This is a genomic window from Streptomyces sp. NBC_01707, assembly GCF_041438805.1.
Lineage (GTDB): Bacteria > Actinomycetota > Actinomycetes > Streptomycetales > Streptomycetaceae > Streptomyces.
In genome coordinates this window covers 136,579-163,207 of record NZ_CP109190.1, presented here as the reverse complement: position 1 = coordinate 163,207, position 26,629 = coordinate 136,579, and the positions used below count along the sequence as shown (strand labels likewise).

The following is a 26,629-nucleotide window of genomic DNA, read 5'->3' as shown; positions in this document are numbered from 1 at the left end:
CCTGCCCGCGGGCGCTCGCATCCCCGCTCTGCTCCACACTCCCCTCTCCGCTGCCTCCATGACGACGGCGAATGCCGGTGTGGGCCTCTCCTCCGCCGTACGCTTCAGCCCGCCCCGTCCGTGTGACGGTGTCCCGTGCCCGTGCGGCTGGCTGCTTCCAGGCCCACAACAAGGCGCACACCCCTGTGGCGCCCTGCACCGAAGCCCCCACCATCTGCCCGGCATTCGGCCCATCGAGCAGCCAGAAAGCGGGAGTTGAGGCGATAACGGCCACAGCGGCAACCGTCACCGTGACTCTGTGCCCACGCGACATGTCCATCCCTCTCTTACCGTGCGCCACCTCTTGCAGCTCCCGAACCCCGGCAACCAGTGGGCACGGGATGAAGGACGGTTCCTGCGATCAAAGCAGTTCCCGTAGTACCCGACGCGTGATGTGGCTTTCGGTCACGATCGCACCCGCGTGCAGGAGACGAGCGACGGACTGCCTTCCGCCATGCCCCCTTGCCGGCCGGCGGGTTTGGCTCTTGGCCACTGATCACAGAATCGACCCTAGCGACAGGCACTGACATTGCCGTCAGGGTTCGACGTTGATGCCGTAGTCCGCGGCCAGGCCAGCAAGCCCGGTGTCGTAGCCCTGGCCGACAGCACGTACTTTCCAGCCCGAACCATGCCGGTAGATCTCCATAGCGATGGTGACGGTCTCGCCCGAGACGAACGGGGCAGGCGTGAAGGCGAGTCCGCCGCCAGCGGGTTGGGTGACCTCGACGTGCCACGTGGTGTTCTGGTCGAAGGAAGCGGTGGGTTGGGCTTCGAGGTCGATGCTGGTGATGACGGCCACGGTGTGGACGTCGTCGGGTACGTGCGGCAGATCTGCGGTGACCGTGTCGCCGCTGGTGCGGACTCCGTCGTGGTGCGGGTGGTTGTAGAAGACCAGGTCGTGGTCGCTGCGTACTTTGCCGTGGCTGGTGAGGAGTACGGCAGAGACATCGACTGGCACGCCGGTAGTGATGAGGCGCACCGCTACCGATTCGGTTCGCAGAGGGGCGTTGGCTCCCTTGGCCAGCACGTGCTTGGTGTTGTCCAGCAGGCTTGGGGCGGCCTCGGCCGTCCCTGCGGCAGGTTCACTTGCGGGCGGGCTGGTGTTGGTCAGAGCGGCGAGGGTGTGCTGGAAAAGCGGCCAGCCCTCAGTTTCCTCTCCGGGCCATGGCCAGGCCAGGCGTGAAGAGCCGAACTGTTTGCCCGTTGGGGGCTGTCCGAGCGCTTCGTGGAGCTGCAGGTATCGCAGGCTTTCGACGGCTAGGCGGCTGAGTTGCCACTGCCGTCGGGCTTCTTCGGGCTGGTTCATGCGCAGGTCGTTGTCGACCGTGGTGCCGCCGAGCGCGGTGTAGACGCGCTGGGCGACGTCATAGCCGTCACCCGGCAGCAGACGGGCCGGGTGCAGTTGCTGGGCGGGTGCGGGTTCCCCGATCGCGGTGTAGAGAGCGCCGAGGTCGCCGCCGGTCCACTGGTTGGCTGCGGCGGTGGCGAACTGGGCGAACTGGATCAGGGTGGGCGGACGGCCCTTCGCGGCCACGAACCGGTGGTGCGCCTGGGCGACGCCTTCCAAGGCGGTGCGCCAGCGCTGCTGCAGGTAGGTGTCGAGGTACTGCTCGGTCCAGGCACGACGATGGCGGGTGATGATGTCGCGGGCCCGTTCGAAGCCTTCGCGGCGGCTGCCGCCGCTGATGGTCGACGTCATGGTGAAGGCGCCGATGGCGGTGTCCACCGGGAGCTCTGTGCGCTCCTTGATGATCATCTCTGCGGGGCCCAGGTGCTGCTCAGCGATGCGCAGTTCCTCGAACAAGTCCGGGGGGACCGGGCAGCCGGCGGCAGTCAGCGCGGTGAGGGTGCGGCTGTAGTAGTCGGCCACACCGGACAGGGGAGCGCGGGAGTAGGGGCCTTCGCACACAAACCAGGCGGTCAGCGCGACGCCGTGCCAGAACTCCGGGGCGGGGCCGAGGGCTTCGGCCATCAGCTGGTGGGGGCGGGGGTTGCTGACGAGGCTCTTGGCGTGCCGCTGCAGGGTCACCGACTGCCACAGCCGGTCCACCTGCTCGTTGACGGAAGCGGGCAGCACCTGCCGGTACAGCTGCTGGGTGAAGCCGTGTTCGTCCTGCCAGGAAAAGGCCATGATGTTGTCGTCGACGAGCCCCCACAGCGGCCGCATGCCGGGTCTTTGGACGGCGTGCGCCTGGTCGAAGGCCGTCCACCACTCGCGCAGAGCCGCCACGCGTTCTTCGACGGGGGAGAGGGAGGTCGGGCCGCCGAGGAAGGCCGCGAGCATCGCGTGGATCTCGTCCTCTGGGATGCCTGCCTCGGCTGCCATGTCGGCCGCCTGGGCGGACATTCCCACATACAGGCGCGGTTCGGGCAGCGCGGTGATGACCTCCTCGTCGGGTGCGGCGGCGCCTGCAGGTAGTCCAGCGTGGCCAGCCAGTCGCCGGCGAAGTAGCCGGAGACAACCGGCTGCAGTGCGCGCGTCACAACCCGGCGCGCGAGGGCGGTGCCGGTCTTGGATTTCTTGGCGAATCCGGCCATCAGCGCCTGCAGTTGCAGGATGCGATGGCGGGTGACGAGCTGCAGCGGATCAACGGCCGCCAAAGCGTCCAGGAGGCGCAGGCGGGCGTGCTGCTGGCCGTGCCGGTCCAGCCGGTGCCATCTGCCGCCGAAGCGGAAGGCATCCAGAACATCGCCGGCGATGCCCAGCAGCCGGTAGCGTTCCTCGATGCCGGACCACATTTGCCGCTGGTCGTCGGTCGTCTTCCCAGACCCCGCTGCCCGAACCCGGATCGGTTCGATCAGTGTCTCGAACAACGGGACCAGCACTGCCCACAGCAGCACCGCGTCGGCTGCGCCGTCCACCAGGCTCACGCTGGCCGAGTCGTCCGCGGCCAGCGTCAGGGCATGGGCTGGGCGTTCGCGCACCAGCTGGGGCAGGTTCACCGACCCGGCTTTCAGTGACAGCTTCTGCGGCAGGTACCAGGCACCGCGCCGCTGCTGCTCCGGCACCCCGAACGTTTCAGCGCACCACGCCTTTTCCTGGGATCTGAGCCCCAGCACCTCGACGTTGTCCGCGGCCTGCGGCCCGGTGCTGCGGACCACCGAGACCGTGGGCTGGCCGTGGAGCGCTGCAGTCAGCAACCGGGTGGCGAGCGTGTCGAGCTGGACGAACCTTTGTTGCTGGCCGGCAGCTGCCTCGAAGGCAAGCGCGTCTTCGGGGGACGCATCGATAACGGGTTGCCACCAGCGCGGCTGGTCACTGGCCACCGGTCAGCCTCCGCATGTAGTCGACGAACTTCTCAAACGGCATCGGAGCCGCGGTGTTTTGCGCGTAGACGGCGTAGCGCTGGGCCATCAGCTGCATTTCCCGCTCCGCCCGCCGGGCCTCCACCCGGTCCAGGTCATGCACGACCCGCTGCTCAACACGCCCCTGCTCGTACAGCACGAACGCGTCGACTCCGACCGGGAGCGCACTGTCAGAGTCCCTTTCCCCGAGGCCGTTACCGCCGGCGAAGTCCGCCTCCAGCGTGGAGGTGTCGATCAAGGGAACGCCGAGCAGCAGCGCGGGATCCATGTCGTTGTCCGCGCACATGGCCTCCAGATGGTCCTCAAGGCCGAGTTCGGCATGGCAGACCACATCCAGATACTGCTGATCGGCGGCCAGACCCGGCTGGCGCAGCACCCGCACGCCACGTCCGATGAACTGGTAGAACTCGCCGAAACTGCCATAGGGACGCACCGGTACGACGACGGTGATGGGCGGGAAGTCGTAGCCCTGGCCAAGCATCCGCAGTTGCACGATGCCCTGCAGATCACCCGCGTCCGACTCGAAGCGCCGCCGTGTGGCTTTGATCGACGACGGCGACATGCTGTGGTGCAGCGTGGCGCAGGGAATGCCGTGCTCTTCGGCGATCCGGGCGATCTGCTGAGCGTGGGCCTCACCCATCGCCGCAAACAGCGCCCGGGGTTTGACCGGGGCCAGCAGCTTGGCCTGCGCATCCAGACAGGCCCGCGTCACCATCATCACCTGCCGGATCGAGGCATCGGACTGCGCGGTGATGCGGGCCATCCTCCGCTCGTCGCCCAACGCGGCCAACAGCGCATCGCGGCCGGTGATCTGCTCGCGTCGCCCGTCGGACCACACCGCCTCGTACACCGTCGTCGCCGCGTCCGGGGCGAACCGGTGCACGCGCAGGTTCTTCGCCGAGCCGTCCGCGATGGAATCCACCAGCCGGTAGCGGTAGACGACATCGGCGTCGATCGGCTTGCCGTCCAGGCGCTGGAAGCACGCCGACATCAACAGCGTGCGCGCATCCCGGAAGTGGGCGAACAGCCGCTGGTAGGAGGCGCTGGCCGCGATATGGGCCTCGTCGACCACGATGAAGTCGACATCGCCCGGCTCCAGCTTGGCCAGCAGGTCCCCGCCCTTGTCGCCAGTACCCAGCGCATGGAAGTTGGTGACCAGCACGTCCGCAGCCAGCAACCGCTGCCGACTCACCTGGCTGATCTGCTCGTCATCCGCGTCCAGCACCAGTGTGGCCGGCGGCCGGGCACCCGGCAGCAGGGGCCCGCCCGCCAGCCCGTACAGGACATTGCCCGGCACACCGGGGTCGAGTGCCTTGGCGAAGGTGCCGCGGATGACCGAGCCCGGAGTCACCACCAGCGCTCGCCGCCTGGTGAAGGACAACGCGGCCGCCACCCCCAGCGCGGTCTTGCCGGCCCCGACCGCCATCACCGTGGCCGCATGCCGACCGCCGGAAGCGTAGTAGTTGGCCAGCGCGGCCAGGGCCTCGTCCTGGCAGGTACGCAACGGCTCTCGGGTCACCTGAGCGCGCACACCGGCGAAGTAGGCCTCATCTGCAGATGACCGGGTACCCCGAGGCGGATCGGCCGCCCGCAGGGGATCGCCCACCATCTCCGGGACCTCGACGCGCGGCGCGGCGATGACCAGTGGCGAGAGCACGGCATCCTGGCGCAGCATCGCCTGCAACTGCGCGACGCAGCGTGCGGTGTCCAGGCGCACCGCGTCGTAGGAAAACCGCAGCACCGTCAGCCCCGTGGCCGCCAGGTCGTTCTGCCGCAACCGGTCGTAGGTGAAGGCGGCACGGTCACTGTGGAAGGTGAACCCGTCCAACTCCACGGCCAGATGCAGCGACTCGCCAGCGATCAGATAGTCCAGTCGGTAGGTCCGTTCGTTGACCGTCACCGGATGCTGACTGCGTACATGCGCCACGATGCCCCGCTGCGCGGCTGGAGTGAGCACCCAGCGTAGGAAGGCCTCTTCCAGGTAGGACGCCGAGGGGATCGCAGCTCCAGACCGGCGCTCATGCCGCCCCGCCAGCCGTCGCCTCGGCCGCCAGTGCGCCGATCTTCTCCGAGAGACGGTCCACCGCATCCTCACCCTGCTCGAAACGGGCCAGCCGCCGCGCCACTTCGAGGGCGTCGGTGAAGGCGCCTTCGCGTTCCAGCAGCATCACCAGCCGGGGAACGGACGTCACGTGCACGAACGAGGTCGGGACAGAGCCGGTGTCAAAGGAGACGGCCTGCGGGGCAGCCTCCATCAACTCCAAGTCCAGCAGCGCGAACACCTCAAGCAGCTCAAGCCCGTCAGGGTAGGAGCGTCTGCCGCTCCACAAGCGGTCCACCGCGCCTTGGAGGACGAAGTGGTAGTCCATCGCCCCACCGGGAAGCTCCAGCGCCTCCCAGACCCGGGTGACCAGGTCCGTTCCGCTCGCCTCCACCGGCACATGCCGGCTGGCCGGCGTTGCCGACGTACGGCCCTCAGCAGACGGCCACGTCAGCGAGCCGTACGACACCTTCGGACGGACACGCGCCGCTGCGAGCGCTTCACGGGCGACACCAGGGCTTCCGGTGAACCGCACACCAGGAATCGCTGCCATCCGTTCAAACCACGTCGCCATGTCCCCCCGCTCATCCCACTCCCACAGCGTCCACCGCCATCCAACCCCCACAGACATGCTGGGGTTCGGCCGGTCCGGGAACCATGCGCCTTCGGTGACCCACTGCGTACTGCCCACCGACCCAGTGCATCCTCTCGTGGAGCCCCCGGTCGGGCGCAGGATTCTCCAGAACAGCACACCGATTGAGCGACGGCCGCTCCGTACAGCGCGAGCTGCCGCATCTCTAACCCGGCGGACGAGTTGGTCCGACGGGCCATCTGGTCGAGGTCGTGCGGATACGGCGAGTTCTGGATCGGCCAGTCCAAGGCCTTTCCGTGCGGACGGAGTTCATGCATACGGGTAACGGCAGCAGCGATCCGCCTCTGGCGGCCGGTGTCTCTTCCTACGCTGCTGGTGGGGGCAGCACACGGGGAGGGTGCCATGGCGGACGGGACGGCAGACACGCAGGAGCTGTGGCCGCAGCTTCTGCAAGTCGTCAAAGAGCGGATGCGGTTCGCCTGGATCCTGCTGAGCCAGAACGCGAGCGTGCTCTTCTACGACGGCACCACGCTGACGCTCAACATGTTCAGCCCGGGCGCATACGACACCTTGATCAACTCGGAATGTCCCAACGTGCTCGAGGAGGTACTCGCAGAGTTTCTCAATCCTCCGCCCGCGGTAGAGCTGCTGGTGCAAGGCAGGACCCCGTCGACCCCGACCTCCCCAGCCCTGAAGGTCCCACACAGGTGTATGCGCCCGGTGCCGTTGCGGCCACCGACACGTCACCGGAGCCGGACGAGACCCTCACGGCCATCTTGCATCGCGTCCTGGCCCAGACAGCGTTCCTGCTGTACGAGGACGGAAACAGCCAGGCCGCCGCCTTGCTGGCGGACGTGGAAGACATCGAGCATCTCCCCAGCGACCTGTCCGAGGAAGGCGAAGACGTCGCACTCATCGTTCCGCTCTACCTCGTTGCCCGCTTCACCAAGGAGGTCCTCGCTGCCATCCGGCCCCTGCTCGTCCACGTGGCGGCACGTCACGACCTGCTGGTCGACAACGTCAGCGCCATACCAGCCCTCCCCGCGACCGGTGACGACTGGCGGCAGAGCCTCCAAGAGAAGCTGATCAACAAAACATCCCCCAGCCAGTACCCCCGGCCCCGTGCCAAGGAGGCAGCCGCCACCCTCAGCAGGGACGGTTTCACCTTCGAATCCCGGCAGCAAATCCTCGTCTACGAGGCGCTGAAGCGGGCACAGGCACAACTGCCGCAAAATTCCACCATCGCCATCTTCCCGCTGCCGAGGGCCCGGGTCGGCGGCGGCAGCACCTGGGCTCCGGACTTCCTCGTCACCGCCTCCGGCCGGGTGGGCGTCATCGAGGTCGGCGAGCCCCGTCACCACGAACACTTCGCCGCGGACGCCAGCCTCGACAGACTCTGCCGCAACAGCGGAATCGCCCACATCGAACGCATCCTGGTCGAAGGATTCAGCGCCGACGAAGCCGACGCCCTCGTCCGGCAGTTCCTCACCCGGCTGCACGAACACCGCTGACCACAGCGGGGGCCCGGCCGATCACCGAACGGCCGAAGGCGACCGCAGCGCGGCGTCCACAAGCTGCACCGCGGCGGGGTACGCCAATGCCTGTCTTGGCCGGCGCATCTACCCATCCCCGCGGCCGGGGCGGCGGGCCTTCCCGCGCACCACCGTGCGCGGCGCACGGCATCGGAGCAGCGATAGCCCTGTGACCAGCCAGATGTCACAACGCCCGGAGAAATCAGCACGGTTGTGGTGGGTGCGATGCGCGGGCGATACCGAGCAAGCCATCCGGAAGGGGAACGTACGGCATGGATCCTGTGATCGCCGGAGCGACGGTGACCGTGGCCGCAGCGTAGTCAACGGCATAGTGAAGATCGCTCAGCGGCGCCTGGCCGCTGACGGTGCTCGCAGTGCGGGACGCACTGTCCCTGCCAGACGCCATGGGGCGCCGTGACGCATGGCAGATCCCCCCTCCAACTGACGCTCTGCTCCAGCTGCTTGCCGCCAGCCGGCGCCGTAGCAGGCAACCTGCCGCTGTCCGTCTTGCCGCCTTGTCAGGGCGATGGCCTCGATGCTGTGCCTGCCGGGCCGTTGGGCGTATTGAACAGATCCTGATAGGCGCGTAGTTCCTCACCGGTCACTTCCGGGTCGCCGCTGATGGCACTCATGGTGGTGTCCCATTCCCGGTAGCCGTCGGCGCGGGGAGTGAGCAGCACACCGACCGACATGAGCTGGGCGAGGTTCGCATGCTCGCCGCGTTCGTGATGGCGGAGCTGAAGCCAGGCGGAGAACGCGGCGCGGGTGTGGTCGGTCAGGGCGGAACAGACGGCGAAGCCAAGCTGATCCAGGTCAGGCCCGGCGATGAAGGTGCGCATCCGCCATACCGTGGTGCCTGTCTCAGGCTCGGCGACCGCGGCCAGCGCGTCCAGCAGAAATCGGCCCAGATCTGTGCGGCACCCGACCGGCAGGCTGTCGAGAGAGGCCAGGACGCGTTGCCGGGTATCCCACTCGTCCGGGTCCAGTGGGCTGGTCGCTACGTCCTCGAGCATGACGCGGACCATGGTGTGAGCTTCGTCGTCGTCACTGCCGGCCGGGGCGGCGGGCAGCAGCGGCACGCTGTGCGGCTGTCCGCCGCGCCGAGTCCAGGACGGGTCCGCCTCTTCCGGTGCTGCCTCGGCATCCGCGGCGGCCAGCTCGTAGTAACGCTCCGGCTCGCCGCCCAGAACGGGCGCCGACGTGCCGACCCGGTGCAGATAGCCGACGACGGCGTGGGTGGAGCGAAGCTGGTGGAACAGGAACTCCCAGTCACGCCGCAGCAGGGCGATCACCGGCGTGTTCCCGTGGTGTTCGGGAACAGTCAACTCCTGCGGGGGAACGGGGTGTTCGATGATGGTGACGCCTACCCAGTCGATGGCCGGGCTGTCGATGCTGAGACGGTGGCCGCGTCCGTTGACCATCTGCACGCCCTGCGTTTTCAGCCGGCGTACAGTGCCGTGGATCTGCTTGCCCGCCGCGGTCAGCTGTTTGAGGACCCAGGACGTCTCCCGCTCCACGGTGGCGGGTTCGCCCTCGCGGGCCTTGATCTGCACGACCACACCGCGGTCGCCGACCACCAGCAGTCCGTCACTGATCTCCCGCACCCCGCGGCCTTTGCGCTCCACGCTCGGGGCCATCACAAAATCGGGCAGGCCCCAGGTGGCGGCCGCATCCTTGACGGCTGTCTCCGCGGCCGTGCCCCGCCGGTCGTGGTGGCGCAGGGGTGTCGCGTGCGGGACGACCCGCTCGAACACACCGCCGGGCGTGCTCACCATCAGCGTGAGCGTGTCGGCGTCCTGGACCCGCCCCAGGCCGATGTCCGAGGAGGCCAGTGCGGCCAGCTCCTCGGCGGACCAGTGCCTCGACGAGCGCGTGGCCTCGATCCAGGTATCCGTAGCGCCGGCGCGTCCGGCAGACAGCACGCGCCGGCTGCCCGGCACCTGGCTGGACAGCCACGCGAACGAGGTGGCGAACCGGGTGACCGCCTCGATCACCAGCGACAGCCGCTGACCGAAGGTGTCCTCGTCATCGGCCGGGGCGAACCCCTCGGTGAAACACAGATCGACCCAGGTGCCGGCCTGCGCGTTCACAGCGCACCCGCTCTGGTAGGAGCTCAGCCGGTAGCGGGCCAGGACACGCTCTTGTCCGTCGAGCGCACCGGGCTCCGCCGCCTCCACGCTCTCGACCACCGCGGGCGCCGCGGCATGGACCTGCGGTTCGATGGGAGTCGCCCAGGCGCCCATCACCGCACCCGAATCCAGCGCTGCCTCCCACTCCAGCAGATAGCCCAGCCCGCGGCGGATTCTGTCGATGACCTCGTCGCCGTCGCTGTCCTGGAAGGGCTGGCAATCCTCCACCATCGCCACGTGCGAGCGCAGGGTGCCGTCCATGCACGACTCGGCCAGCGACGCCCTGAACCCCTCGAGAGAATCAGCGACCGGAAAGAACCGGGGACACTCCGGCCTGCGCAGCCGCTGCAGCGCACTGAACGCCTCAACCGACTCCGTCACCAGCGCATCCAGACAAGCCCACAACTCTCGCACACACCCGCGGAACAGCTCGGTCAGTTCCGCCTGCCCGCCTGGTGGCCAGGCCAGCCAGGCACCGATGACCCCCGACCCGTCCGGATGCGTGACCACGCTCTCCTCGACGAGTCCGTCCTTGAGGAGCGTGCTCCACAGTGGCGCCATCGCCATCTTGGCCTGCTGCGCGTCGCGCAGGTGCTGCCACGCCCGCGGGTAGTACTCCCTGATCACAGCACCGACCCTAGCGGCGGGCACTGACACCGCCCCGTTCAGTCGCGGCTGCCATCACCCACAACGTCGGCCTGCCCGCAGCCCGCACGGCTGCGGGCAAACGTGCGCCGCGGCAGCGGCTGGGACCGTAGTCGGGAAAAACAGCGGGCCGGGGACGACACCGTCGCCTGCGCCGATGTTTCTGCACGCCGCCGACCAGACTCCCGCGCCGTCTGTACGCCGCGGCGCCGGATTGGGAGCATGACGGGATATGCCTGGCAGGTGAGGGGTGGTTGCGTGGGGGCGGACGAGATCAGGTCTCAGGGATTCAGCCTGAATGAGCTGTTCCGTGACGTGACGTACGAGATCGACTACTACCAGCGTGACTACACCTGGGGTGACGAAGAAGTCCGCACCCTGCTGCGGGATTTGTGCGATTCGTTCAAGCACTGGTTGGGCGACTCCGCGTACCGGCGCCGCCCCCACACCGCGCCGCAGTACTTCCTCGGCCCCTTCGTCTACCACGAGCCGTCGAAGAAGCGCCGCTTCCTCGTCGACGGTCAGCAGCGCTTCGTCACTTTGCACCTGCTCTTTTTGCAGCTGAGACTGTCGGCTCGGGAGGCCGGTGACACGCACACGGTCGACCAACTCAACCGTGTCATCACGACCGACGGGAAGCACTTCAGCGTCGGCATCACCGACCACGACCCCGTCCTGCAAGCCGTCAGCGAGGGCCGTAAATACGAGGCCGGCGCGGGGGACTCCCTCTCCCGCCGCAACCTGTGGGCACGCGGCCAGCAGATCGAATCCCAGCTTGCCGAGGAACTCGATGCCGAGAAGCTCCACCCCTTCACCGAATGGCTCCTGACACGCGTGGTCCTGGTGGGCATCCGCGCGGCAGGCCCCGACCACGGCTACCGCATGTTCGAGACGATGAATGACCGCGGCGCCCGCCTCACCACCGTCGACCTCCTCAAGAGCCATCTGCTGTCCAACGTCGGCTCCGCTGAAGATCAGCTGAACACCCAGTGGCAGGAGATGCTGAGGGAACTCTCCACCGACCGCGATGACCCCCAGGCGGCATCCCGCTTCATCAAGGCATACCTCCTTGCTCGCTGCGCGCGCGAGGACTGCGATGAGGACCGCCGCCAGATCACCACCAACCTCAACGTGTGGGTACGCCACAACGCGGAGTACCTCGGCCTGACCCCGGGACGCCCCGACCACTTCCTCAACTTCGTACAGAATCTGCTGAAAACGGCTCGTCTGTACAGGCCCGTCCTCGCCGCCACCCGCACCCTGAAGATGGACGGCGACCGCCTGGAGACGGTGCTGTTCAACGAGCGCAACGGCCTCGGCGTCCAGTCCGTCGCCGTGCTCGCTGCCATCGCCCCCGACGACCGGCCCACCGACGCCAAGGACAAGGGCCGCCTCGTCGCCTCCTACATCGACCGCTGGTACGCCCTGCGGATCCTGCAGGACCTGCCCGTCCAGTCCGCCGACGCCGACGCCCTGGTCCACACCGAGCTCGTCCCCCTCCTGCGCGGCTGCCGCACCGTCGCCGACGTCGCCTCCACACTGGGCGACCTCGCCCAGCACAACGGGAACCCGGTGCGCGAAGCAATCACCCTGGGCCTGAGAGGCAACAACGCCCATCAGATCCGCTATCTCCTCGCCCGCGCCACCGCTTACGCCGACGAGGCCTGCAAAAAGCCCTTCGACATCCTCGCCTACCTCGACCGCGACCAGTTCCACATAGAACACCTGTGGGCCAACCACCACCATCGCGTCGCCGGTGACATCCCAGACCCGGTCGTCTTCCGCAGCCGCCGCAACCAACTCGGTGGCCTCGGCCTGCTGAGGGGCCGCGAGAACTCCAGCATCAATGACCTCCCCTTCCACGACAAGAACCGCCTCTACGCCCGCAACAACGTCCTCCTGGGCGTCCTGGCCCCTGAATACGATCACCGCAACCCTGAACTGCGCGACTTCATCAAGGCACACCAACTCGACAAGCACATGCGGGCCTTCGGGCCGACAGAGACCATGACCACGGTCATCGAGACCCGACAGGAGCTGTATCTGCGCCTGTTCGAACACATCTGGAAACCCGAACGCCTGGGGTTGCCCGTCTCTGCTGCCGTTGCACCTCCGGGGCCTGACGCCGGCCAGCCGGTCGCCCGTCCGCGCCAGGCCCCTCCGCGGCGCAGAGCGGCTTCTGGCCGACGCACCGACGTGGCCAGGATGATCGACGCCCAAGTTTTGACAGCCGGCACCCGGATCGTGCTCACCTACCGCGCCACCGAGCACTGGGCCACCATCGACGCGAACGGCGGCATCATCCTCGCCGCGACCGGAGGCACACCTTACGGCCGGGCCGACGAGGCCGGGGCCGTCGCCCGCGGCACCAAGACCTGCCAGGGAATGAACGAATGACACATCGAAGAAGAGAACGGAGTACGCGTCAGCCTGCGGACCATCCGCGACCGCGCGGCGGCGGCCGGCGCGCTGTAGCCGGTCAGGCAGGTCTGTCGGCGGCGGCTGCCCCGATCCCGGTCAGCGAAGTGAGCAAGGGATCGTTTCGGCAGAGTATGTCCTGGCATGGCGAGCAAGACGGTCGAGGCTGTGCTGTTTTCGGGGATCGATGTGCGAGTGGAGCGCGTCAGCGACTCCTCCGTTGACACCAACCCTCCGCCCGAACCGGCGGGCGTGAGGACGGCACGGAACAGAAGCCCGCATACGGACTGCCCCGTCGGCTGACCGGGGGCGGGCGGGAGCCGCGTGGTGTTTCACCGGCGAGCCGGACGGTGCCGTCGGCGTGGGCCGAGAGGGCGTGGATGCCGGTGTCGGGAGCGGTGCCGTTGCGGTGGGCCTCGGCACTGAGGAGGCGATCGAGACGCGACGGATCGATCAGCAGCTCGCTCTCGCAGACAGCCAGGCATAGAGTGCCCGCGACGACGGCCCCCACTTTCATCGCTCATCTCAGGGCCATGAACTCAGCCTTGAACGAGCGAAGCTCCATCGTCGGGCTGCTTGCTGGCCGGCCCGCGGCCAGGCGCGCCGTCCGTCACTGCTGACGCTGCCTCAGCAGGAGGCCCACGGTGTACAGCAGCCGTTTGCCGGCGGTGTTGACCTGTTCGTCCAAGGTGGGGGAGCGGAAGGCGTCGGCGAGGGACCCGGCCGCAGCCTCGAGACCGGGGCGCTCGGCGAGATAGTCGGCCGTCCAGGCCCGGGCCGAGGCGCGCGCTTCTTCCAGGAGCTGCTCACTCACGCCCGCGCGCAGGACGTGCTGCACGGCCAGGCTGATGATCTCGGCGTGGGCGATGACGTGCTCGCACGTCATCGGGGCCCCCACGGGACCCACGGCGCGCACTATCCCGCTGGCGGCGAACACGCTGTCGGGTTCCATCACCTCCCGCACCGCGTCCACCAGTTCGGCCCGCCCTCGTGGGGTCAGGGCCCGGCCGTTGCCCAGGTCGGTGACCAGCCGTACCAGGCGGGTGCGCGCCGTCGGTGTGGCGAGCGGGTGGTCGATCTGTCGCAGCAGTCCCACAGCCCCCTCGCGGGCGACGTCCTTGTTGCGCTGGCTGCGCCCGAGCCAGGTGGAAAACGCCCGCTGCGCCTGTTGCACGACCACGTACTCCTCGCCCCACCACAGCCACAGGGCCAGCGGGATCTGGGCAAGGGAGTTCAGCTTCAGCTCCGGCGACCGGCGGCGTTTGTCGAGCACGATGAGCAGCAGCCTGCGCTGATGGGCGCTGTGCAGGGCCTTGTCGGAGCCGCGGTGCAGGGTGCGTTTCTGCGGGCTGCCCAGGATGCCCTTGGCGATCCACGCATGGGCCAGCCGCGCGTTGAAGTCTGCGTGGCCCGCCGCGTGCGCGTCGGCCACCAGTTCGTCGATGGTGCCAGGTCCGGTGATGCTCTCCCAGTACTGCACGATCTGGAAAATACAGCGTTTCCGCCCCAGACAGAGCCGCCTTGAGCGTGCGTCAGCCGCACGGTCGCTGCCACGATCGAAAGCACAGGCCACCTGGCAGCCCGCCCGGTCGACAGTCCGCCGTCTTTCCCTGTTCCTGGCCGGATTCTGCGTGCCTGCCATCCACCCAGAGAGGACTTCTCCATGACCACAGCAGAGCCCGCGAGCCACAACTGCCCCGGCACCTCGCCCGCGCAGTCCGATCCCTGCCAGCGGGGTATGTCCTGGCCACGTCTGATGTCCCTGAGCCTCCTCTCCGGCGCTTTCCGGCATGTCGGATCGCTACTGGCCGGCTGGGTGCTCGCCCAATGGCACGACTGAATCCCCCGCCCGCCGGATCGTTACACCCGCCTTCGCCGCCCGGAGACCTTCACCGGCATCGGACGCCTGAGCGAGGGCAATCCGCCGGTTCCGCAGAACCCCGCGCTGCTGGGCGAGCGGACCACACGGACGCCGGGCTCCCGCCGTCCGGCAGCCGCAGGCGTGAACGGGGCCCAGTTGTCCGCTGCCGTTCGTTTCAGGGGCCGAGTTGGGCTGTCGCGGCGTCGATCTCTTTCATGGTGATGTTCTCGCTGCCGCTGCGGATCGCGATGACGGCGGCGGTGGAGATGACGTAGGCGAGGGCTTTGAAGTAGCCGCCGGTGCGCCGGTGCAGTTCGACGGCGTGTTTGCTCAGGGCGTTCTCCTCCAGCCGGTACAGGCTCAGGTCGGCCTCGAAGCTCGCCAGCACGCGCCGGAACATCTCCTGTTCCTCCCTCTTGGTGCCCAGGGGCAGAGGGTGCAGCCAGGTCACCGGCAGCAGGGCGGTGGGGGAGGGTGAGACGGGTCCGGCTGGCTGTCCCGCCTGTTCGAGCCGTACCTTGTTCTCCTCGCTGACTCGGGTCAGGTCCTGGGCCAGGATGCGGGCCTGGTGCAGGCGGTGGCTGGCGCCGGTGCCGCAGAAGACGAGCGAGATACCCAGCTTGTCGCGCAGGTAGTCGAAGTAGGGCAGCACGTTCGCCAGGTGCTGCGGCGAAGCGCGGTCGATGTCGTCGATGAGCAGCAGGCGGGTCTGCGCGGTTTCCAGGACGTAGTTGACCGGCAGGGTCACGTCCTGGTGCTTGCGCATCTCCAGGACTTCCACGAGGCTCTTCGGCTCGGGATTGAGACCCAGGTAGGAGCCGATCTCCCAGAGCCAGTTCACCCTCGGCTCTGGGTCCGCGGGGGTGGTGATGTGCACCACCGGGATCGTGTTCTGGCGCCTGCCGCCCATGGCGGCTTCGACCTCCCTCTGGGCGGTGCGTCCAATCGCCCGCAGCAGACAGGTCTTGCCGGTGCCCGCGGGGCCGTCGATGACATGGTCCATCAGCCCGTCACGGCGCCCGCTGTTGGAGTGGACCGCCTCGACGACCATCTCCTGCATGTGGGTCACCGCGTCGGTGGGCACCATCCGCAGATGCCGGTGGTAGGCGATGGCCTGTTCGTCCGTCTTCCTGTCCTCAGTGGGACTGCTGCCCGCCGCCAGTGCGGGCGGCTCCACTTCCTCGTCGACGAAGTGGGTCCAGCCGGTGAGCTGGAACAGCGGCAGAGGCCGCATCGGGGTGTCCTTGAGCTGCTGACGCAGACGGGCTTCACGTTTGTCACGCAGTTCGATGGATGCCTTCATCACGCTTCTCTCTCGTCACGGTCCTGCCCACACCCACGCCCGCATACCGGCTCCGGACCGTAGAACCTGTCCGTTCTCGGGGCCGGCCTGGGGCTGCGTCGTCACGGTTCCTGTCCTCGGTCGTCTATATCTCCCATACGTCGTCTTCGGCCTCGTCACCGTCATCGCCGTCCGGATCGAGGTCGTCGAGGAGTTCCGCCTCGACGACCTCGTAGATAGCTGCCGGTGTGCCGGTCGCGGAGGCATCCGGCGGGCTGCCGTCGCCGTCGTCGGGGAAGAGCGCTGCCAGCGGATGCGGAGCCTGTCCGCTGTCCGAGGGCCGCTCCACGTTGCTCGTGCCGGCGGGCAGCGCCGGCGGGGCGGCTGCGGGCGGGGGAGCCAGGGGGGAGATGGGCAGCGCCGGGTAGGGATGCAGCGTCGACAGGTCGAACTCCTCCAGGCCCGCGTAGGGGTCCCGGGAGGGCTGTTCGGTCTCCAACTCCAGCCCCTGGAAGGGTGGTTCGGCTCCGGTGCGCTTGGGTGGCGGTCTGCGGCTGCGGCGGCGCCGGTCGCGCTGTGCCAGGGCCAGGGTGATCGCCGCTTCGTCCTGTTCACTGCCGCCGGCCGCGCGGTGCTGCTCGGCGTGCTCCTGCCACATGTCCGCGGTCCACGGATCGTGTAGTAGGTGCCGCAGCCGGAAGTCGCAGGTCACCCAGGTGTCGGCCGTGTGGTCATACAGCCACACCCGCTCGGGACGGTAGGGGTTGAAGCGACATTCCCACCGGTCCCCTCGGCCAGGCAGCTTCGAGCCGCCGCGCAGGAGGATCTCCCGGTAGTGCCCGGCGTCCTGTGCGACGGGCTGATAGGTCCGATAGTTGATCATGAAGCCGCCCTTGCCGGGGTGACCCACCGCGGCAGCAGGAAGAAGCGGTTCTGGGCGGGGGAGAGCGGCACGGCCCGGTAGCCGCTGCGGGCTACCTGAACGGCATACATGTCGTTGGGAGACAGCACGACGTGGGGCCGGAACGGGTCGCGTAGCCCCGCATCGGGGGTCTGCTGGTACTCCAGCGCGACCCATTCCTGGGCCATCTGCTGAAGTTCGGCGATCGTGTACAGCGGCATGCGGTCGATGCCGCGGCCGCGTTTTTTGTGGCTGCGGCCCTGCCAGCCATGCCGCACGTACTGGCTGAAGCGGTGCGCGAGGGTGGTGAAGAAGTTTTCGGCGAGCGGCTTGTCGGTCGGGGTCTTCTTGCGTGCCGGGCGGCGGGCGATGCGCAGTCGGTCGCAGACCTCGTTGAAATGCTCGCTCACATAGGGGCTGCCCTGGTCATAGACGATCAGCTCGGGACGGATGACCGGACGGGCGGCGGTGGCCTCAGTGAACCGCTCGTCCGCCGCACGCAGCGCCCCAAACGGCAGGCTGGACGCGGCGGCCGCGCTTAGCGGATCCCAGCCGGGCATCACCGGCCAGGGCGCGAGAGCCTGGGCCAGCATCAGGGTCAGGTCGATCGCCCGGGTCGCCTGGCCTGCCTGTCCGCTCTCGGCGTCCCTGGGGCGGCTGGGCGTGATCATCAGCGCGCACATGTTGTGGTTGGCCACGTCGATGAGCGAGGTCATCTCCGTGGCGGTGGGTCGGCCGTCGTCGCCGTGGGCCAGGATCCGCAGCGGCGTGGTGTCGGCCTGGGTGACCTGTCCCGGCCGCAGGATGGCCTCGCGCCCGCCGTGAGGCAGGGGCGGGGTGGAGGCCAGGGCGGCACGGGCCCGCGTCGGCCGGTCCAGGGCATCGGCCAGGCCGGATTCCTTCATCCGCAGGTAGAAGGTGGACCGGGAGGGCAGTAGGGTCGCCACGGCAGCCGGATCGCCGAATTCCTTGCCGTAGCGCGCGTGCAGGAGATCCTCGACCTCCTCACGGATCACGTCGATCGTCACGTCCGAGTCGTGCGCGCGCCGGGCCACCACCTCCTGCATGGCCGTCAGACACCGCGGATCGGTGAAGCCCCCGGCTGTCCCTCCCGCGGCCGAGGCAGCAGGACGACCGGTTTCTCCCCGGCGGCCTTCCACTTGCGCTGCTTGTCGGCGAGGGTGTGGGCGGAGCAGCGGATGCCCTCGGCGGCCAGCCGCGCCGACATCGCGGCACACTGCTGAGCCAGCGTTGTCCCGGGGCCGAATCCCCGCGCATGCCCGCTTCGGCCCGGCGCCAGACCGGTATCGATCTCCACCATGCGCGCCTGCCACAGCGCGGCCTCCTCCCGGCCCTCCTGACGCCCCCATCCGCCAAGAGCAGAGCCGTCCACGACCGGCGCCGCACCGCCGGTGACGACGGCGAAGTCCTCCGCGCCCACCAGCCACCGGTACGACACCGCCCGCGGGCACGGCCGAGGACGACGGACCAGGGTTGCCGCCCTCGTCCCGGGCGATCGTCTCGCCCTACGACACCACGGCACGTTACGCACGGCACGGGCCTGCTTGCGCCGGTCAACCGGCCATGGCCGCCACGATCAGCGCAGCAGCCGCACCGCAGAGCAGTACTTTGAGTGGCCATGCCAGCCGGTCGCGCCCGGTGCGCTTGCGCCACAGCGTCAGCCACAGTGCACACGCAGCCACGAACACGACCGTCACACCGCTCATCTCACCTTGCCGCCATGCCACTTGTACGGCGTCAGGGCTAGAACCCCATACAAGGAGAGCGACGAGGACGCCAACGGTCAGCGCGCACACAGCTTCCAGGAGCCTGCTCATACGGGGCCCTTCTTCTTCGGGTTGTCCGTCAGGTCAGTGCGCGGGCGGGACTGACGGCTTGATCTCAACGGTCTCCGTTTTGCGGCCCTCTGCGTCCGTGCTGGTGGACCGCTTCTCCACGGCCCGAGGACCTGCCACGGGCGCCTGGGGCGCATCGGGCTGCGAGATCTTAACGCGCGTCTTGACCATGAGGGTCTTGCCGTTTTCGTCCTTGACCGGCTTGCCGTCCGCCCCGATCAGCGGCAGCTCTTCGGGCATCTTGGACTCGTCCACCGTGCCGTCGGGGTTGACCCACTCCGGGGTGGGCGCGGCCTTCTCGGCCTGCCCGTTGTCGGCGGGAAGGGGCCCTCCATCGGCGGAGGCGTTCGCCATCAAGGCGCCGCCCAGTAGCATCATCCCGGCCATGGCTCCCACAACGAGGGATACACGGATCTTCTTCATGCGTGGTGTCTCCAGTCCTTGCAGGCTACGGCTCGATGAAGTGCTGTCCGGACCAGACAGGAACGTTGCCCCCATACCAGGAGCCGCCGTAGTAGACGGTGGACCCGGCCTTGGTGGCGTAGTCGCCGCCGCCGCAGGGCGGCGCGACCCCGAAGTCGTAGGTGAGTTCCATCCTGGAGGTCTCGGTGGTGTTGGCGTAGCCGCTCCAGGTGCCGTCGGGGTTCTGGGTGCCCATGAGACTCCGGCACACGCCCCACGTGGAACCGCCGTCGGAGGAGTAGAAATACTGCCATCCGGTCTTGAGCTGGCCCGGGGGGCGGTTCCAGACCAGGACGCACGACTGTGCGAGGGGGATGCCGGAGGAGGCCAGCCCGTAGGACTTGGCGTAGCCTCCTCGACCGCCGTGGGAGACCTCCGCATAGGTGTACAGGCACTTGGATGAATCGGTGTTGGCCCACACCTCGTCGGACTGGTACACGACGTGCGCATGGGCGGCGGTGGCGGTGGTGAGCACCAGCAGCAGCGATGAACCGAAGGCGATCAGAGCGCTGAGTGGGCGGGTTATCCGGCATCTTGCACGTGGAGCGGGACGTTCGGGGAGTCTCACAAAGATCCTCTCGTCTTGTTCGTGCATGCCTGAGCGGGCCCGCTCACTTGCCGGACTCTATGGCATGCTCTTGCCAATTTTTTAGTCTTTCTTTGAACTTGGCTGAGACAAGGCGGAGGTCTGACGTGCTTAGCCTCGCTAAGGCTGTCCCGTAAATGATCTTCGTGCAGGCTCTGGGACAGCAGGCAGTGGCACTCATCCGGCAGGTCGACGCCGCTTGCGTCAGCGTGGCCCAGTTGGCGGTGGCGACGGAAGAGGCATTCCTCGCGCACCCGGATGCCGAGATCATCACCAGTTTCCCAGGGCTCTCCGTGCTCTCTGGAGCACGCGCTCTCGCCGAGATCGGAGACGACCGCGAACGCTTCGCGGACGCCAGAGCCATGAAGGCATACGCCGGCGCGGCTCCTGTCACACGGGCCTCCGGCCGCAGCCACGTGGTTGTGGCCCGGACCGTCAAGAACCAGCGACTGGCATCAGCCGGGCACATGTGGGCCTTCGCAGCCCTGCGCACGCAGGCTCCACGCGTCCACTATGACCGACGGCGTGCTGGTGGAGAACGGCATACCGCAGCTCTCAGGAACCTGTTCAACAAGCTGCTCGGCTGCCTCTTCCACTGCCTACAGCACCGCACGCTGTTCGACCCCGACCGGGCCTTCGCACCACCCATGGATCTTGCTGCCTGAGCGCCTACTTGACCCGCCAGCGACATGAGATGTCTTCGACTGCTCGGCCACCCTGTGGTCGCGCGTCGGAACCAGAGTGCCGTCCACGATCAGCACCGCGTCCTTCGCGAACCGTTTCCGTGGCTGCAGCGCAAGCTTCGGCCCGAGGTGGTCGATCACGCGGTCGGCAGCCGACTTCGACACCCCGAACAACGGCGCCAGTTGGCGCATTGTCAGGTTGGTGCGCCAGTAGGCCACGACCAGCAGCACCCGGTCCTCCAGCGACAGTTTCCACGGCCGGCCCCGTCCAGACTCGTCCGCGTCCTCGCATCGCAGTGCGGTCACCAACTTCCCGAAGCAGCGCGGGCTCGGCCCGGTGAACGGGGCTATCCAGGACGGTTCAGATGCCGTGATCACACCAGCCACGGCCGTGATCATCGCCCATCGTGATCACTTAGCCATCGAGACTGAATTGCTCGAGTACCTGCTTCGCAACGTCTTCTGGCGAGAGGTGCGTGTTGTCGATCCGCAGGTAGTCAGTGCGGTCCTGGAACTCCGTAGTGGAGTTGAGCCGGTGCCTCTCGTCCAATTTTAGGAGCCGACCCCGCGACGCATCGACGTCGCGCTTGGATGGCTTCTCGGCGAGCCGGGACGCGCCCGTGGTCCGCTGCAGCCTGGCTTCTTGCCTCGCCTTGAGCTCGAGGTACAGAGCTCGGCCGCCTCGCTCACGGAACGGAAGGGCGTACTGCTCCAACGCTCGCTGACCGTCTGGCTGGTCGAATGCCCACACGCAGGTGAAGATCAGGCCGGCAGGTCGCTCGCGGCGACTTCTTCGATCAAGCTCTGCCGGAACCCGTCGACGAGGCGCCCGAACGCAGGGCTGCCGAAGTCGAAGAGCGGAGGACCGGCTCGATGGCCATGTGGTTGTGGAACAGGCGGAGCCCGGTGCGCGTGGCGATCTCGTGACCGACGATCGCCTTGCCAACAGCAGGCGGCCCGACGATGTACAGGAGTGTCGGAGCAGTGAGAGAAGATCCTTCGGCCATCGCCCGAACCTAGACGGGACGTGGACTCCTTGGCCAGCGCTTTCCTGCTGAGCTCCCGCCGCTTTCTGGTCAACAGCCTGCACTCGGTCAGGTCAGGTCGGGCCGCTGCTCAGAAGGTGCACCGCTTACGGGACAGCCCTTAGGCGCTCACAGACGATTGGTGGAGCGGGCAAGTCCGTGTGAGCAATCGGGTGGATGGTTCAAAGGCGCCGAGTCATGCTGTTCCCGGCCGATACTTGGCGGCTGGTTGCGAGTGGGGGAGCAACGGTGGGAAGTGGCGAGCCGGGGGCGGTTGAAGCGAGGCACAGGGTTGTCTTGAGGCGTTTGTGCTGCGTGCGCGCAGAGTGGAAGAGCACTCCCTCGCGGCGGACTGGGATGCGCTTGTCGCTCTGACCCAGACGCAAATAAGCGTTGTCCAGCTTGACAGTGGCGAGACGCGGATCCGACAGGAATTTCCGGACGAAGAGGTACTTGAGTCCGCCGCTGCACGACTCAGGCCGATTCTGCTGAACGGTGACGCCTGTTTCTATCAGAAGGCGTTGGGAGCGTTGGGCTACTTCTGTCGAGAATTGCCGCTGGATACGGAGTGGGTGAAGGCCGCACGTGCCGAGTGGCGGTTGCGCGTGGATCCATCCACGCCGGAGGAATCTGGGTACTGGGTGCTGATCAGTGACACGGTCACCGGTGAGGACCAAGGTCTCGATCGTCACAAGTTGGCCATGGCCTGGATCTATGGGGACGTGGTGCATCACGACATGGAACGACGGCAGGAAGGCGACGCCTTCGGGCTGTTCGAGCGGTTCCGGGGCGCAGTGCCACTCGTCGCTTGGGCCATGGTCGGAACGATCGAGCTCCTGAACTACATTCGCGCCCTGCACGAAGACGGGGTCCTGCAGCTGCGGCAGGAGGTTCTTGACGAGCGGATGGCACTGAAGTCGACCACGTGGGAACACAGTGGCCAGGTGTTCTTCGCTCCTGTCGGAACGGAACCCCCGACGAATGCGAGTACTTCGCTGCCCAAAGATTGGGCTCGACTGGGGAAGTCAGCCGACCTCTCGCTTCCGAACCGGATTTGGGGGACACCTACTGCGTGCCGCTCGTTCACCGCACATGCCTGAACTGCCGTCGCCTGAAGAAATCGAAGCCGCCCGCACGCCCGCTGGCGGCTGGAAGCGTGACCAGCTCGCCGCGTGGGGAGTCCAGTGGCCCCCGCCCAAGGGGTGGAAGGACGAACTGAGCGAGCGCTGGAAGGACGCGCGCCAGGACGGCACGCCGCCGCCCCTGCCCCGCCCCGCCCCGCTCCAGCCAACTTCGCACAGGCGACCGCTCGACTTTGGCTGATCCGATCCGACGACAGCGGTCCCGGACAGGATCACCCTGTCCGGGACCGCTGTCGTTCCCGGCTGCTCACTGGCTGAGGCGGATGCGCGGTCCCCAGGCGAACTCGAGGTCGTCCAGCAAGTTGGCCTCCAGCGCCTCGTCCCACCGGCTGCGCAGGACGAACGGCGCGGTCTCCATCCTGTTCACAGACGATCAGGCTCTCGGGCTGGCCGGCCAGCATGTAGCGGCCGTGCGAGGCGGGCTTACTGCCCGGCCCGTACGTCCGCAGCATCTCCACCAGGTGGGCGCGGTGGTGCTCCACTGAAGGCGGGCGGGCCGCAGGGCGTGGGGTGGGGGTCGTCCCCATGGTCCTGCCAGACGCGCATCGGGTGCCACGGGGAGGCGTTGCGTAGCCACTGCTCCAGCACGGGCCTGTCCACCGTGATCTTTGTTCGGTAGATGCCGAAGGGTCCCTCTTCGCGGGGTGCGGTCGCACCGAGCGGCGCAGCCCCGCCCTTGGCCCGCAGTGGGTGAGGGATGGAGCGGGCCACGCGCGGCGGCGTCGACGTACCGGTTGCCCTGGTGCTGGGATTTAACGGCCTGTTCTATCACCTCGACGACAACGTCCTGGGGCTGCCCCTCGGGCGGGATGGTACTCAAAACACCGGCCTTTCCTGGGTCCTGCGCCGCCCGTAGGCGGTCGTTGCGCAGGTTACCGGGCTTGGTACAGCCGGCCCGGGGCCGGGAAGCCGGTCTGCGGGGCGATCACTCGAACCTCAACCCCTATGGCACCAGATTGAGCGAATGATAGTCACTGGGTATCATTGATTCATGTTGTATCGGACGCCCCGCCTGGAACCCGTCGACCTTCAGGTCCTGGATCAGGTCAATGCCATGCGCGACCAGCTGCGGCACGCGGTGCAGCAGGCTCCCATGAAATGGACACTCGACCTGCGCAAGGCCCTGACCGCCAGCGCCATCGCCGCGTCGAACACGATCGAGGGCTACCAGGTCGACGTCAAGGACGTCGCCGACCTCATGGACGGTGAGCGCGAGGTCGAGGCCAGCGACGAGAACAAGGCGGAGACCCTGGCCTACCAGCAGGCCATGACCTACATCCAGTCCCTCCACGACGTCGCCGACTTCCGCTACAGCAAGGAACTCCTCAACAGCCTCCACTGGATGCTCCAGGGCCACCATCACCCGATCAGGACCGCGGGACAGTGGCGCAAGACATCCATCCGCATCACGGCCCCCGGCGACGAACTAGCCACCGACTACGAGGGACCGGACCACGAGCTGCTCCCCGGCCTCATGAGCGAGCTCGTCGGCTGGCTCAACGAGGGCGACCTCGACAGCCACGTCCTTGTCCGCGCCGCAATGGCGCACCTGAACCTGGTGAAGATCCATCCCTGGTCGGACGGCAACGGCCGGATGTCCCGCTCACTGCAGACGCTGCTGATCGCCCGCGGCGGAGTCCTGGCCCCCGAGTTCTCCTCGATCGAGGAATGGCTGGGCATGCCCGGCAATACCTGGGACAACTACAAAGTGCTGCGCGAGGTCGGCGGCCCGGTCTTCTCACCCGAGCGGGACACGCTGGCGTGGATCAAGTTCAATCTCCTCGCCTACCACCAGCAGGCCCAGCGGGTGCAGCGCCGCGTGGACCGGTCCAACGACTGCTGGATGCAGCTCATGGACGCTGCCCCCGCCTATGGCCTCACCGAGCGGCAGCTGACTGCTCTGCATGAGGTGGCAATGGTGGGGCGGGTGCGACGCTCGCGCTACGAGAAGGCCGAAGCACTCAACACCCAGCAGGCAACCCGGGACCTGCAGGCTCTGACGAAGGCCGAGCTGCTGACCGCGGTCGGGCAGACCAAGGGCCGCCACTACGTCGCCGGACCCCGATTCCCGCGGAACGTAGTGGCCATCGCCCAGCGGCACCACACCATCGTCAACCCGTACTCCGCGTAACGGACTTGCTGGGGCCCCGGTACACACTCCCGCGCGGTGGTCATCCCGGCGCGGTTGGCTGCCGGAGCGCCGCCCGCCGTGCCCGGGGCATCCCGGGTACGGGCACCGGCCTGATCCGCTGTGTGGAGATGCCATGCCCGTTGCGAGTCCCTTGGCCGACCGTACGACGGTCGTGACCGGACCGCCGCCCGGGTTTCGAGGCCGAAATGGCCCGGACACTGGTGCGGCGCGGCGCCTGGGTGGCGCTGCTGGGGCTGGAGGAAGGGGAGTGTTGGCGTGGACGGCGGGTGCGCTGCTCGAAGTGAGTGCCCGCTGATGGGCCGTCGACGTGCGACGCCACGCGATGGAAGAGACGGGCGCGCATGTATGGTTCCCGGTTCGGCTTTCTCTCGGTGGTGATCGGTAATGCGGGCATCGTTGCGGCCGACCCGTTCGTGGACTCCGATCCGCTCCTGTGGCGGCGAGTCGTCGAGATCAACGTGGTGGGGAGCGCGGCGACGGCACGCGCTTTCCTGCCGCACCCAGGGAAAAGTCCAGGTGTGCTCCCTCGCGGCGCTCGCGCCGGCACCGCTCATGAGCGCTTACTGCGCCTCGAAATCGGGGGCTCTGTCGTTCGCGCAGATCCTGCGGGCCGAAGTGGCGCACCGGGGTGTGGGCGTGGGAGTGGCCGACCTGAGCTGGACGCACACGGAGATGATCCGGGCGGGCGACACTTTCGTCGCTTTGCGTCGTTGCGGGCAGGCGCCGGACGCAGGAGCCCTCCAGTGCGCGGCGGCCTGGACCGCCACCGACGGGATCATGGACCTGGCCGTACCGTGTACCGCCGGTGGCCTATATGGGGTTTGAGTCAGGGGAATGTGCATGTGCTGGTTGAGTGGATGTGCCGTCCGGCCCAGGGAACCGAACCTCACGCCGGCCGGATGGCGACTCCGCCCCAATTCGGGAGGGGGCGGACTCAAGCTGGGCTGCGAGGACTTGCCTGGTCAGCGGGTTCGTTGACCGGCCAATCGCGAGGCCGCCCATGTGCTTCCCAGCGCGGCGCTTGCGAGGAGAGCCGCTGCGAGGGCCGGGTGGTGGGACAACCACAGTTGGGGGGCGCGGGCGCTGGACTGGTCGTCAAAGTCTCCGTGGGCACCGTAGTCTTCTTCGTCGTCTGCTGGCGCCCAGAGGTTGTGGCGGCGTTGCGGGTTGTCGGGCTGGTCGGTCTGCTGAGAGTCGTAGCCGGTGCGTGCGAGATAGCGGTCGAGAAGGCCCGGGGCGATCTTGTTGGCCAGGATGGTGGCGGCGGTGCTGGCGCCGACGTAGAACTGCTTGCGCCCGGGGTGGTCGGCTGCGTATAGGACGGCTTGCGCCGCTACTTCAGGCTGGTAGATCGGTGCCACTGGGCGGGGGCTTCCGGGCAGTCGGGAGAGGACCCAGGAGAACTGCGGGGTGTTCACGGCCGGCATCTGGGCGATGGTGATGCGTACGTTGCTGCCGCTGTGCATGAGTTCGGTGCGCACCGTGGAGGTGAAGCCGTTGATGCCGTGCTTCGCCCCGCAGTAGGCGGACTGCAGCGGCACGGAGCGTGAACCGAGAGCGGAGCCGATCTGCACGATCGTGCCGCGGTTGTGCGGCAGCATGCGGGCGAGCGCGGCTCGTGTCCCGTTGACGAAGCCCAGGTAGGTGACTTCGGTGACGCGCGCGTATTCCTCGGCCGTGATCTCGGTGAAAGGCGCGAAGACCGAGGTGAAGGCGGAGTTGATCCATACGTCGATGCCGCCGAACGTCTGCACTGCGGCGTCAGCCGCGGCTTCGACCTCCTGGTGGTCGGCCATGTCGGTGGGCAGGGCCAGGGCGTGGCCGCCGGCCCTTTCAACGTCGTCGGCGGCGGTGGCCAGTCCGGCCCGGCCACGGGCAAGGAGGATGACGTTGGCTCCACGAGCGGCGTAGGCACGTGCGGTGGCACGGCCGATTCCCGCGCTGGCGCCGGTGATGACGACGGTTTTGGGCATGGGA

General features: G+C 67.9%; 23 protein-coding genes and 1 pseudogene. 9 read left to right on the top strand and 15 right to left on the bottom strand.

All coding sequences use genetic code 11. The annotated features are described in order from the left end of the window. Positions 1–574: 574 nt before the first annotated feature. Positions 575–2,365, bottom strand: a complete 1,791-nt coding sequence (locus tag OG963_RS00740; protein WP_327425431.1) for a TerD family protein — start codon at positions 2,363–2,365, stop codon at positions 575–577. A 71-nt stretch (positions 2,366–2,436) separates the two neighbouring features. On the opposite strand from OG963_RS00740, the gene OG963_RS00735 reads away from it, so the two are divergent. Further along, a complete protein-coding gene (locus OG963_RS00735; RefSeq protein WP_327425430.1) occupies positions 2,437–3,000 on the top strand; it encodes a hypothetical protein in 564 nt (187 codons plus the stop codon). A 295-nt stretch (positions 3,001–3,295) separates the two neighbouring features. On the opposite strand, the gene OG963_RS00730 is transcribed toward OG963_RS00735, so the two are convergent. After that, positions 3,296–5,302: a DEAD/DEAH box helicase family protein gene (locus OG963_RS00730; RefSeq protein WP_327425429.1), complete on the bottom strand. Its 2,007-nt coding sequence runs from the start codon at positions 5,300–5,302 to the stop codon at positions 3,296–3,298. A gap of 61 nt (positions 5,303–5,363) precedes the next feature. Then, positions 5,364–5,939 carry a hypothetical protein gene (locus tag OG963_RS00725; protein WP_327425428.1) on the bottom strand — a complete coding sequence of 192 codons (576 nt, stop codon included), beginning with the start codon at positions 5,937–5,939 and terminating at the stop codon, positions 5,364–5,366. 746 nt (positions 5,940–6,685) lie between these two features. Here OG963_RS00725 and OG963_RS00720 point away from each other — a divergent pair. After that, positions 6,686–7,489: a hypothetical protein gene (locus OG963_RS00720; protein ID WP_327425427.1), complete on the top strand. Its 804-nt coding sequence runs from the start codon at positions 6,686–6,688 to the stop codon at positions 7,487–7,489. 539 nt (positions 7,490–8,028) lie between these two features. Here the strand turns inward: OG963_RS00720 and OG963_RS00715 are convergent. Beyond that, positions 8,029–10,266 carry a hypothetical protein gene (locus tag OG963_RS00715; protein ID WP_327425426.1) on the bottom strand — a complete coding sequence of 746 codons (2,238 nt, stop codon included), beginning with the start codon at positions 10,264–10,266 and terminating at the stop codon, positions 8,029–8,031. Between the two features lie 240 nt (positions 10,267–10,506). On the opposite strand from OG963_RS00715, the gene OG963_RS00710 reads away from it, so the two are divergent. Next, the gene (locus OG963_RS00710) at positions 10,507–12,681 is read left to right on the top strand and encodes a DUF262 domain-containing protein (RefSeq protein WP_327425425.1); all 2,175 of its coding nucleotides are present in this window, start codon (positions 10,507–10,509) and stop codon (positions 12,679–12,681) included. A 631-nt stretch (positions 12,682–13,312) separates the two neighbouring features. Here the strand turns inward: OG963_RS00710 and OG963_RS00705 are convergent. Further along, positions 13,313–14,182, bottom strand: coding sequence for a hypothetical protein (locus OG963_RS00705; RefSeq protein WP_327425424.1), 870 nt, complete (start codon positions 14,180–14,182; stop codon positions 13,313–13,315). Between the two features lie 183 nt (positions 14,183–14,365). On the opposite strand from OG963_RS00705, the gene OG963_RS00700 reads away from it, so the two are divergent. Further along, on the top strand, positions 14,366–14,542 hold the full coding sequence (locus tag OG963_RS00700; protein ID WP_327425423.1) for a hypothetical protein: 177 nt from the start codon (positions 14,366–14,368) through the stop codon (positions 14,540–14,542). 196 nt (positions 14,543–14,738) lie between these two features. Here OG963_RS00700 and OG963_RS00695 read toward each other — a convergent pair whose 3' ends face one another. From OG963_RS00695 to OG963_RS00665, 7 genes are all read right to left on the bottom strand, one after another. Beyond that, a complete protein-coding gene (locus tag OG963_RS00695) occupies positions 14,739–15,866 on the bottom strand; it encodes an ATP-binding protein (RefSeq protein WP_327425422.1) in 1,128 nt (375 codons plus the stop codon). Positions 15,867–15,990: 124 nt separating this feature from the next. After that, positions 15,991–16,728 carry a hypothetical protein gene (locus OG963_RS00690; RefSeq protein WP_327425421.1) on the bottom strand — a complete coding sequence of 246 codons (738 nt, stop codon included), beginning with the start codon at positions 16,726–16,728 and terminating at the stop codon, positions 15,991–15,993. Beyond that, a complete protein-coding gene (locus tag OG963_RS00685; RefSeq protein WP_371798150.1) occupies positions 16,725–17,906 on the bottom strand; it encodes a hypothetical protein in 1,182 nt (393 codons plus the stop codon). The genes OG963_RS00690 and OG963_RS00685 overlap by 4 nt, the downstream gene beginning before the upstream one ends. Continuing rightward, complete coding sequence (locus OG963_RS00680) at positions 17,819–18,187, bottom strand: hypothetical protein (RefSeq protein ID WP_327425419.1); 369 nt, start codon at positions 18,185–18,187, stop codon at positions 17,819–17,821. The genes OG963_RS00685 and OG963_RS00680 overlap by 88 nt, the downstream gene beginning before the upstream one ends. A gap of 133 nt (positions 18,188–18,320) precedes the next feature. Further along, positions 18,321–18,584, bottom strand: coding sequence for a hypothetical protein (locus tag OG963_RS00675; RefSeq protein ID WP_331762198.1), 264 nt, complete (start codon positions 18,582–18,584; stop codon positions 18,321–18,323). A 33-nt stretch (positions 18,585–18,617) separates the two neighbouring features. Then, entirely contained in the window at positions 18,618–19,025 is a 408-nt protein-coding gene (locus OG963_RS00670; protein WP_327425417.1) for a hypothetical protein, read from the bottom strand. A gap of 25 nt (positions 19,026–19,050) precedes the next feature. After that, the gene (locus OG963_RS00665; RefSeq protein ID WP_371798149.1) at positions 19,051–19,539 is read right to left on the bottom strand and encodes a hypothetical protein; all 489 of its coding nucleotides are present in this window, start codon (positions 19,537–19,539) and stop codon (positions 19,051–19,053) included. A gap of 248 nt (positions 19,540–19,787) precedes the next feature. Here OG963_RS00665 and OG963_RS00660 point away from each other — a divergent pair, with 248 nt between their 5' ends. Continuing rightward, a complete protein-coding gene (locus OG963_RS00660; RefSeq protein ID WP_371798148.1) occupies positions 19,788–20,315 on the top strand; it encodes a transposase in 528 nt (175 codons plus the stop codon). Between the two features lie 33 nt (positions 20,316–20,348). Here OG963_RS00660 and OG963_RS00655 read toward each other — a convergent pair. Both OG963_RS00655 and OG963_RS00650 read right to left on the bottom strand, forming a co-directional pair. Continuing rightward, a pseudogene (locus tag OG963_RS00655) lies at positions 20,349–20,720 on the bottom strand (transposase family protein); the annotation flags it as partial. Between the two features lie 410 nt (positions 20,721–21,130). Further along, the gene (locus OG963_RS00650) at positions 21,131–21,340 is read right to left on the bottom strand and encodes a hypothetical protein (RefSeq protein WP_331740998.1); all 210 of its coding nucleotides are present in this window, start codon (positions 21,338–21,340) and stop codon (positions 21,131–21,133) included. A gap of 326 nt (positions 21,341–21,666) precedes the next feature. Between OG963_RS00650 and OG963_RS00645 the strand changes: the two genes are divergently transcribed. The 4 genes from OG963_RS00645 (at position 21,667) to OG963_RS00630 (ending at position 25,477) form a co-directional block, all read left to right on the top strand. Continuing rightward, the gene (locus OG963_RS00645; protein ID WP_327425415.1) at positions 21,667–22,458 is read left to right on the top strand and encodes a hypothetical protein; all 792 of its coding nucleotides are present in this window, start codon (positions 21,667–21,669) and stop codon (positions 22,456–22,458) included. A 739-nt stretch (positions 22,459–23,197) separates the two neighbouring features. Then, complete coding sequence (locus tag OG963_RS00640; protein WP_327425414.1) at positions 23,198–23,356, top strand: hypothetical protein; 159 nt, start codon at positions 23,198–23,200, stop codon at positions 23,354–23,356. Positions 23,357–23,491: 135 nt separating this feature from the next. Further along, complete coding sequence (locus OG963_RS00635) at positions 23,492–24,631, top strand: Fic family protein (protein ID WP_327425413.1); 1,140 nt, start codon at positions 23,492–23,494, stop codon at positions 24,629–24,631. 573 nt (positions 24,632–25,204) lie between these two features. After that, complete coding sequence (locus OG963_RS00630) at positions 25,205–25,477, top strand: hypothetical protein (protein ID WP_327425412.1); 273 nt, start codon at positions 25,205–25,207, stop codon at positions 25,475–25,477. Positions 25,478–25,614: 137 nt separating this feature from the next. Here OG963_RS00630 and OG963_RS00625 read toward each other — a convergent pair whose 3' ends face one another. Beyond that, on the bottom strand, positions 25,615–26,625 hold the full coding sequence (locus OG963_RS00625; protein WP_327425411.1) for an SDR family oxidoreductase: 1,011 nt from the start codon (positions 26,623–26,625) through the stop codon (positions 25,615–25,617). Positions 26,626–26,629: the final 4 nt, after the last annotated feature.

Bases quoted from the DNA above. Each gene is read 5' to 3' on its own strand.
- OG963_RS00695 (WP_327425422.1), bottom strand. From the start codon at position 15,866: ATGAAGGCATCCATCGAACTGCGTGACAAACGTGAAGCCCGTCTGCGT.
- OG963_RS00690 (WP_327425421.1), bottom strand. From the start codon at position 16,728: ATGATCAACTATCGGACCTATCAGCCCGTCGCACAGGACGCCGGGCAC.
- OG963_RS00650 (WP_331740998.1), bottom strand. From the start codon at position 21,340: ATGGCCGAAGGATCTTCTCTCACTGCTCCGACACTCCTGTACATCGTC.
- OG963_RS00710 (WP_327425425.1), top strand. From the start codon at position 10,507: ATGACGGGATATGCCTGGCAGGTGAGGGGTGGTTGCGTGGGGGCGGAC.
- OG963_RS00700 (WP_327425423.1), top strand. From the start codon at position 14,366: ATGACCACAGCAGAGCCCGCGAGCCACAACTGCCCCGGCACCTCGCCC.
- OG963_RS00625 (WP_327425411.1), bottom strand. From the start codon at position 26,625: ATGCCCAAAACCGTCGTCATCACCGGCGCCAGCGCGGGAATCGGCCGT.
- OG963_RS00670 (WP_327425417.1), bottom strand. From the start codon at position 19,025: ATGAAGAAGATCCGTGTATCCCTCGTTGTGGGAGCCATGGCCGGGATG.
- OG963_RS00640 (WP_327425414.1), top strand. From the start codon at position 23,198: ATGGAGCGGGCCACGCGCGGCGGCGTCGACGTACCGGTTGCCCTGGTG.
- OG963_RS00725 (WP_327425428.1), bottom strand. From the start codon at position 5,939: ATGGCAGCGATTCCTGGTGTGCGGTTCACCGGAAGCCCTGGTGTCGCC.
- OG963_RS00660 (WP_371798148.1), top strand. From the start codon at position 19,788: ATGATCTTCGTGCAGGCTCTGGGACAGCAGGCAGTGGCACTCATCCGG.
- OG963_RS00635 (WP_327425413.1), top strand. From the start codon at position 23,492: ATGTTGTATCGGACGCCCCGCCTGGAACCCGTCGACCTTCAGGTCCTG.
- OG963_RS00740 (WP_327425431.1), bottom strand. From the start codon at position 2,365: ATGGCAGCCGAGGCAGGCATCCCAGAGGACGAGATCCACGCGATGCTC.
- OG963_RS00630 (WP_327425412.1), top strand. From the start codon at position 25,205: ATGAGCGCTTACTGCGCCTCGAAATCGGGGGCTCTGTCGTTCGCGCAG.
- OG963_RS00675 (WP_331762198.1), bottom strand. From the start codon at position 18,584: ATGAGCAGGCTCCTGGAAGCTGTGTGCGCGCTGACCGTTGGCGTCCTC.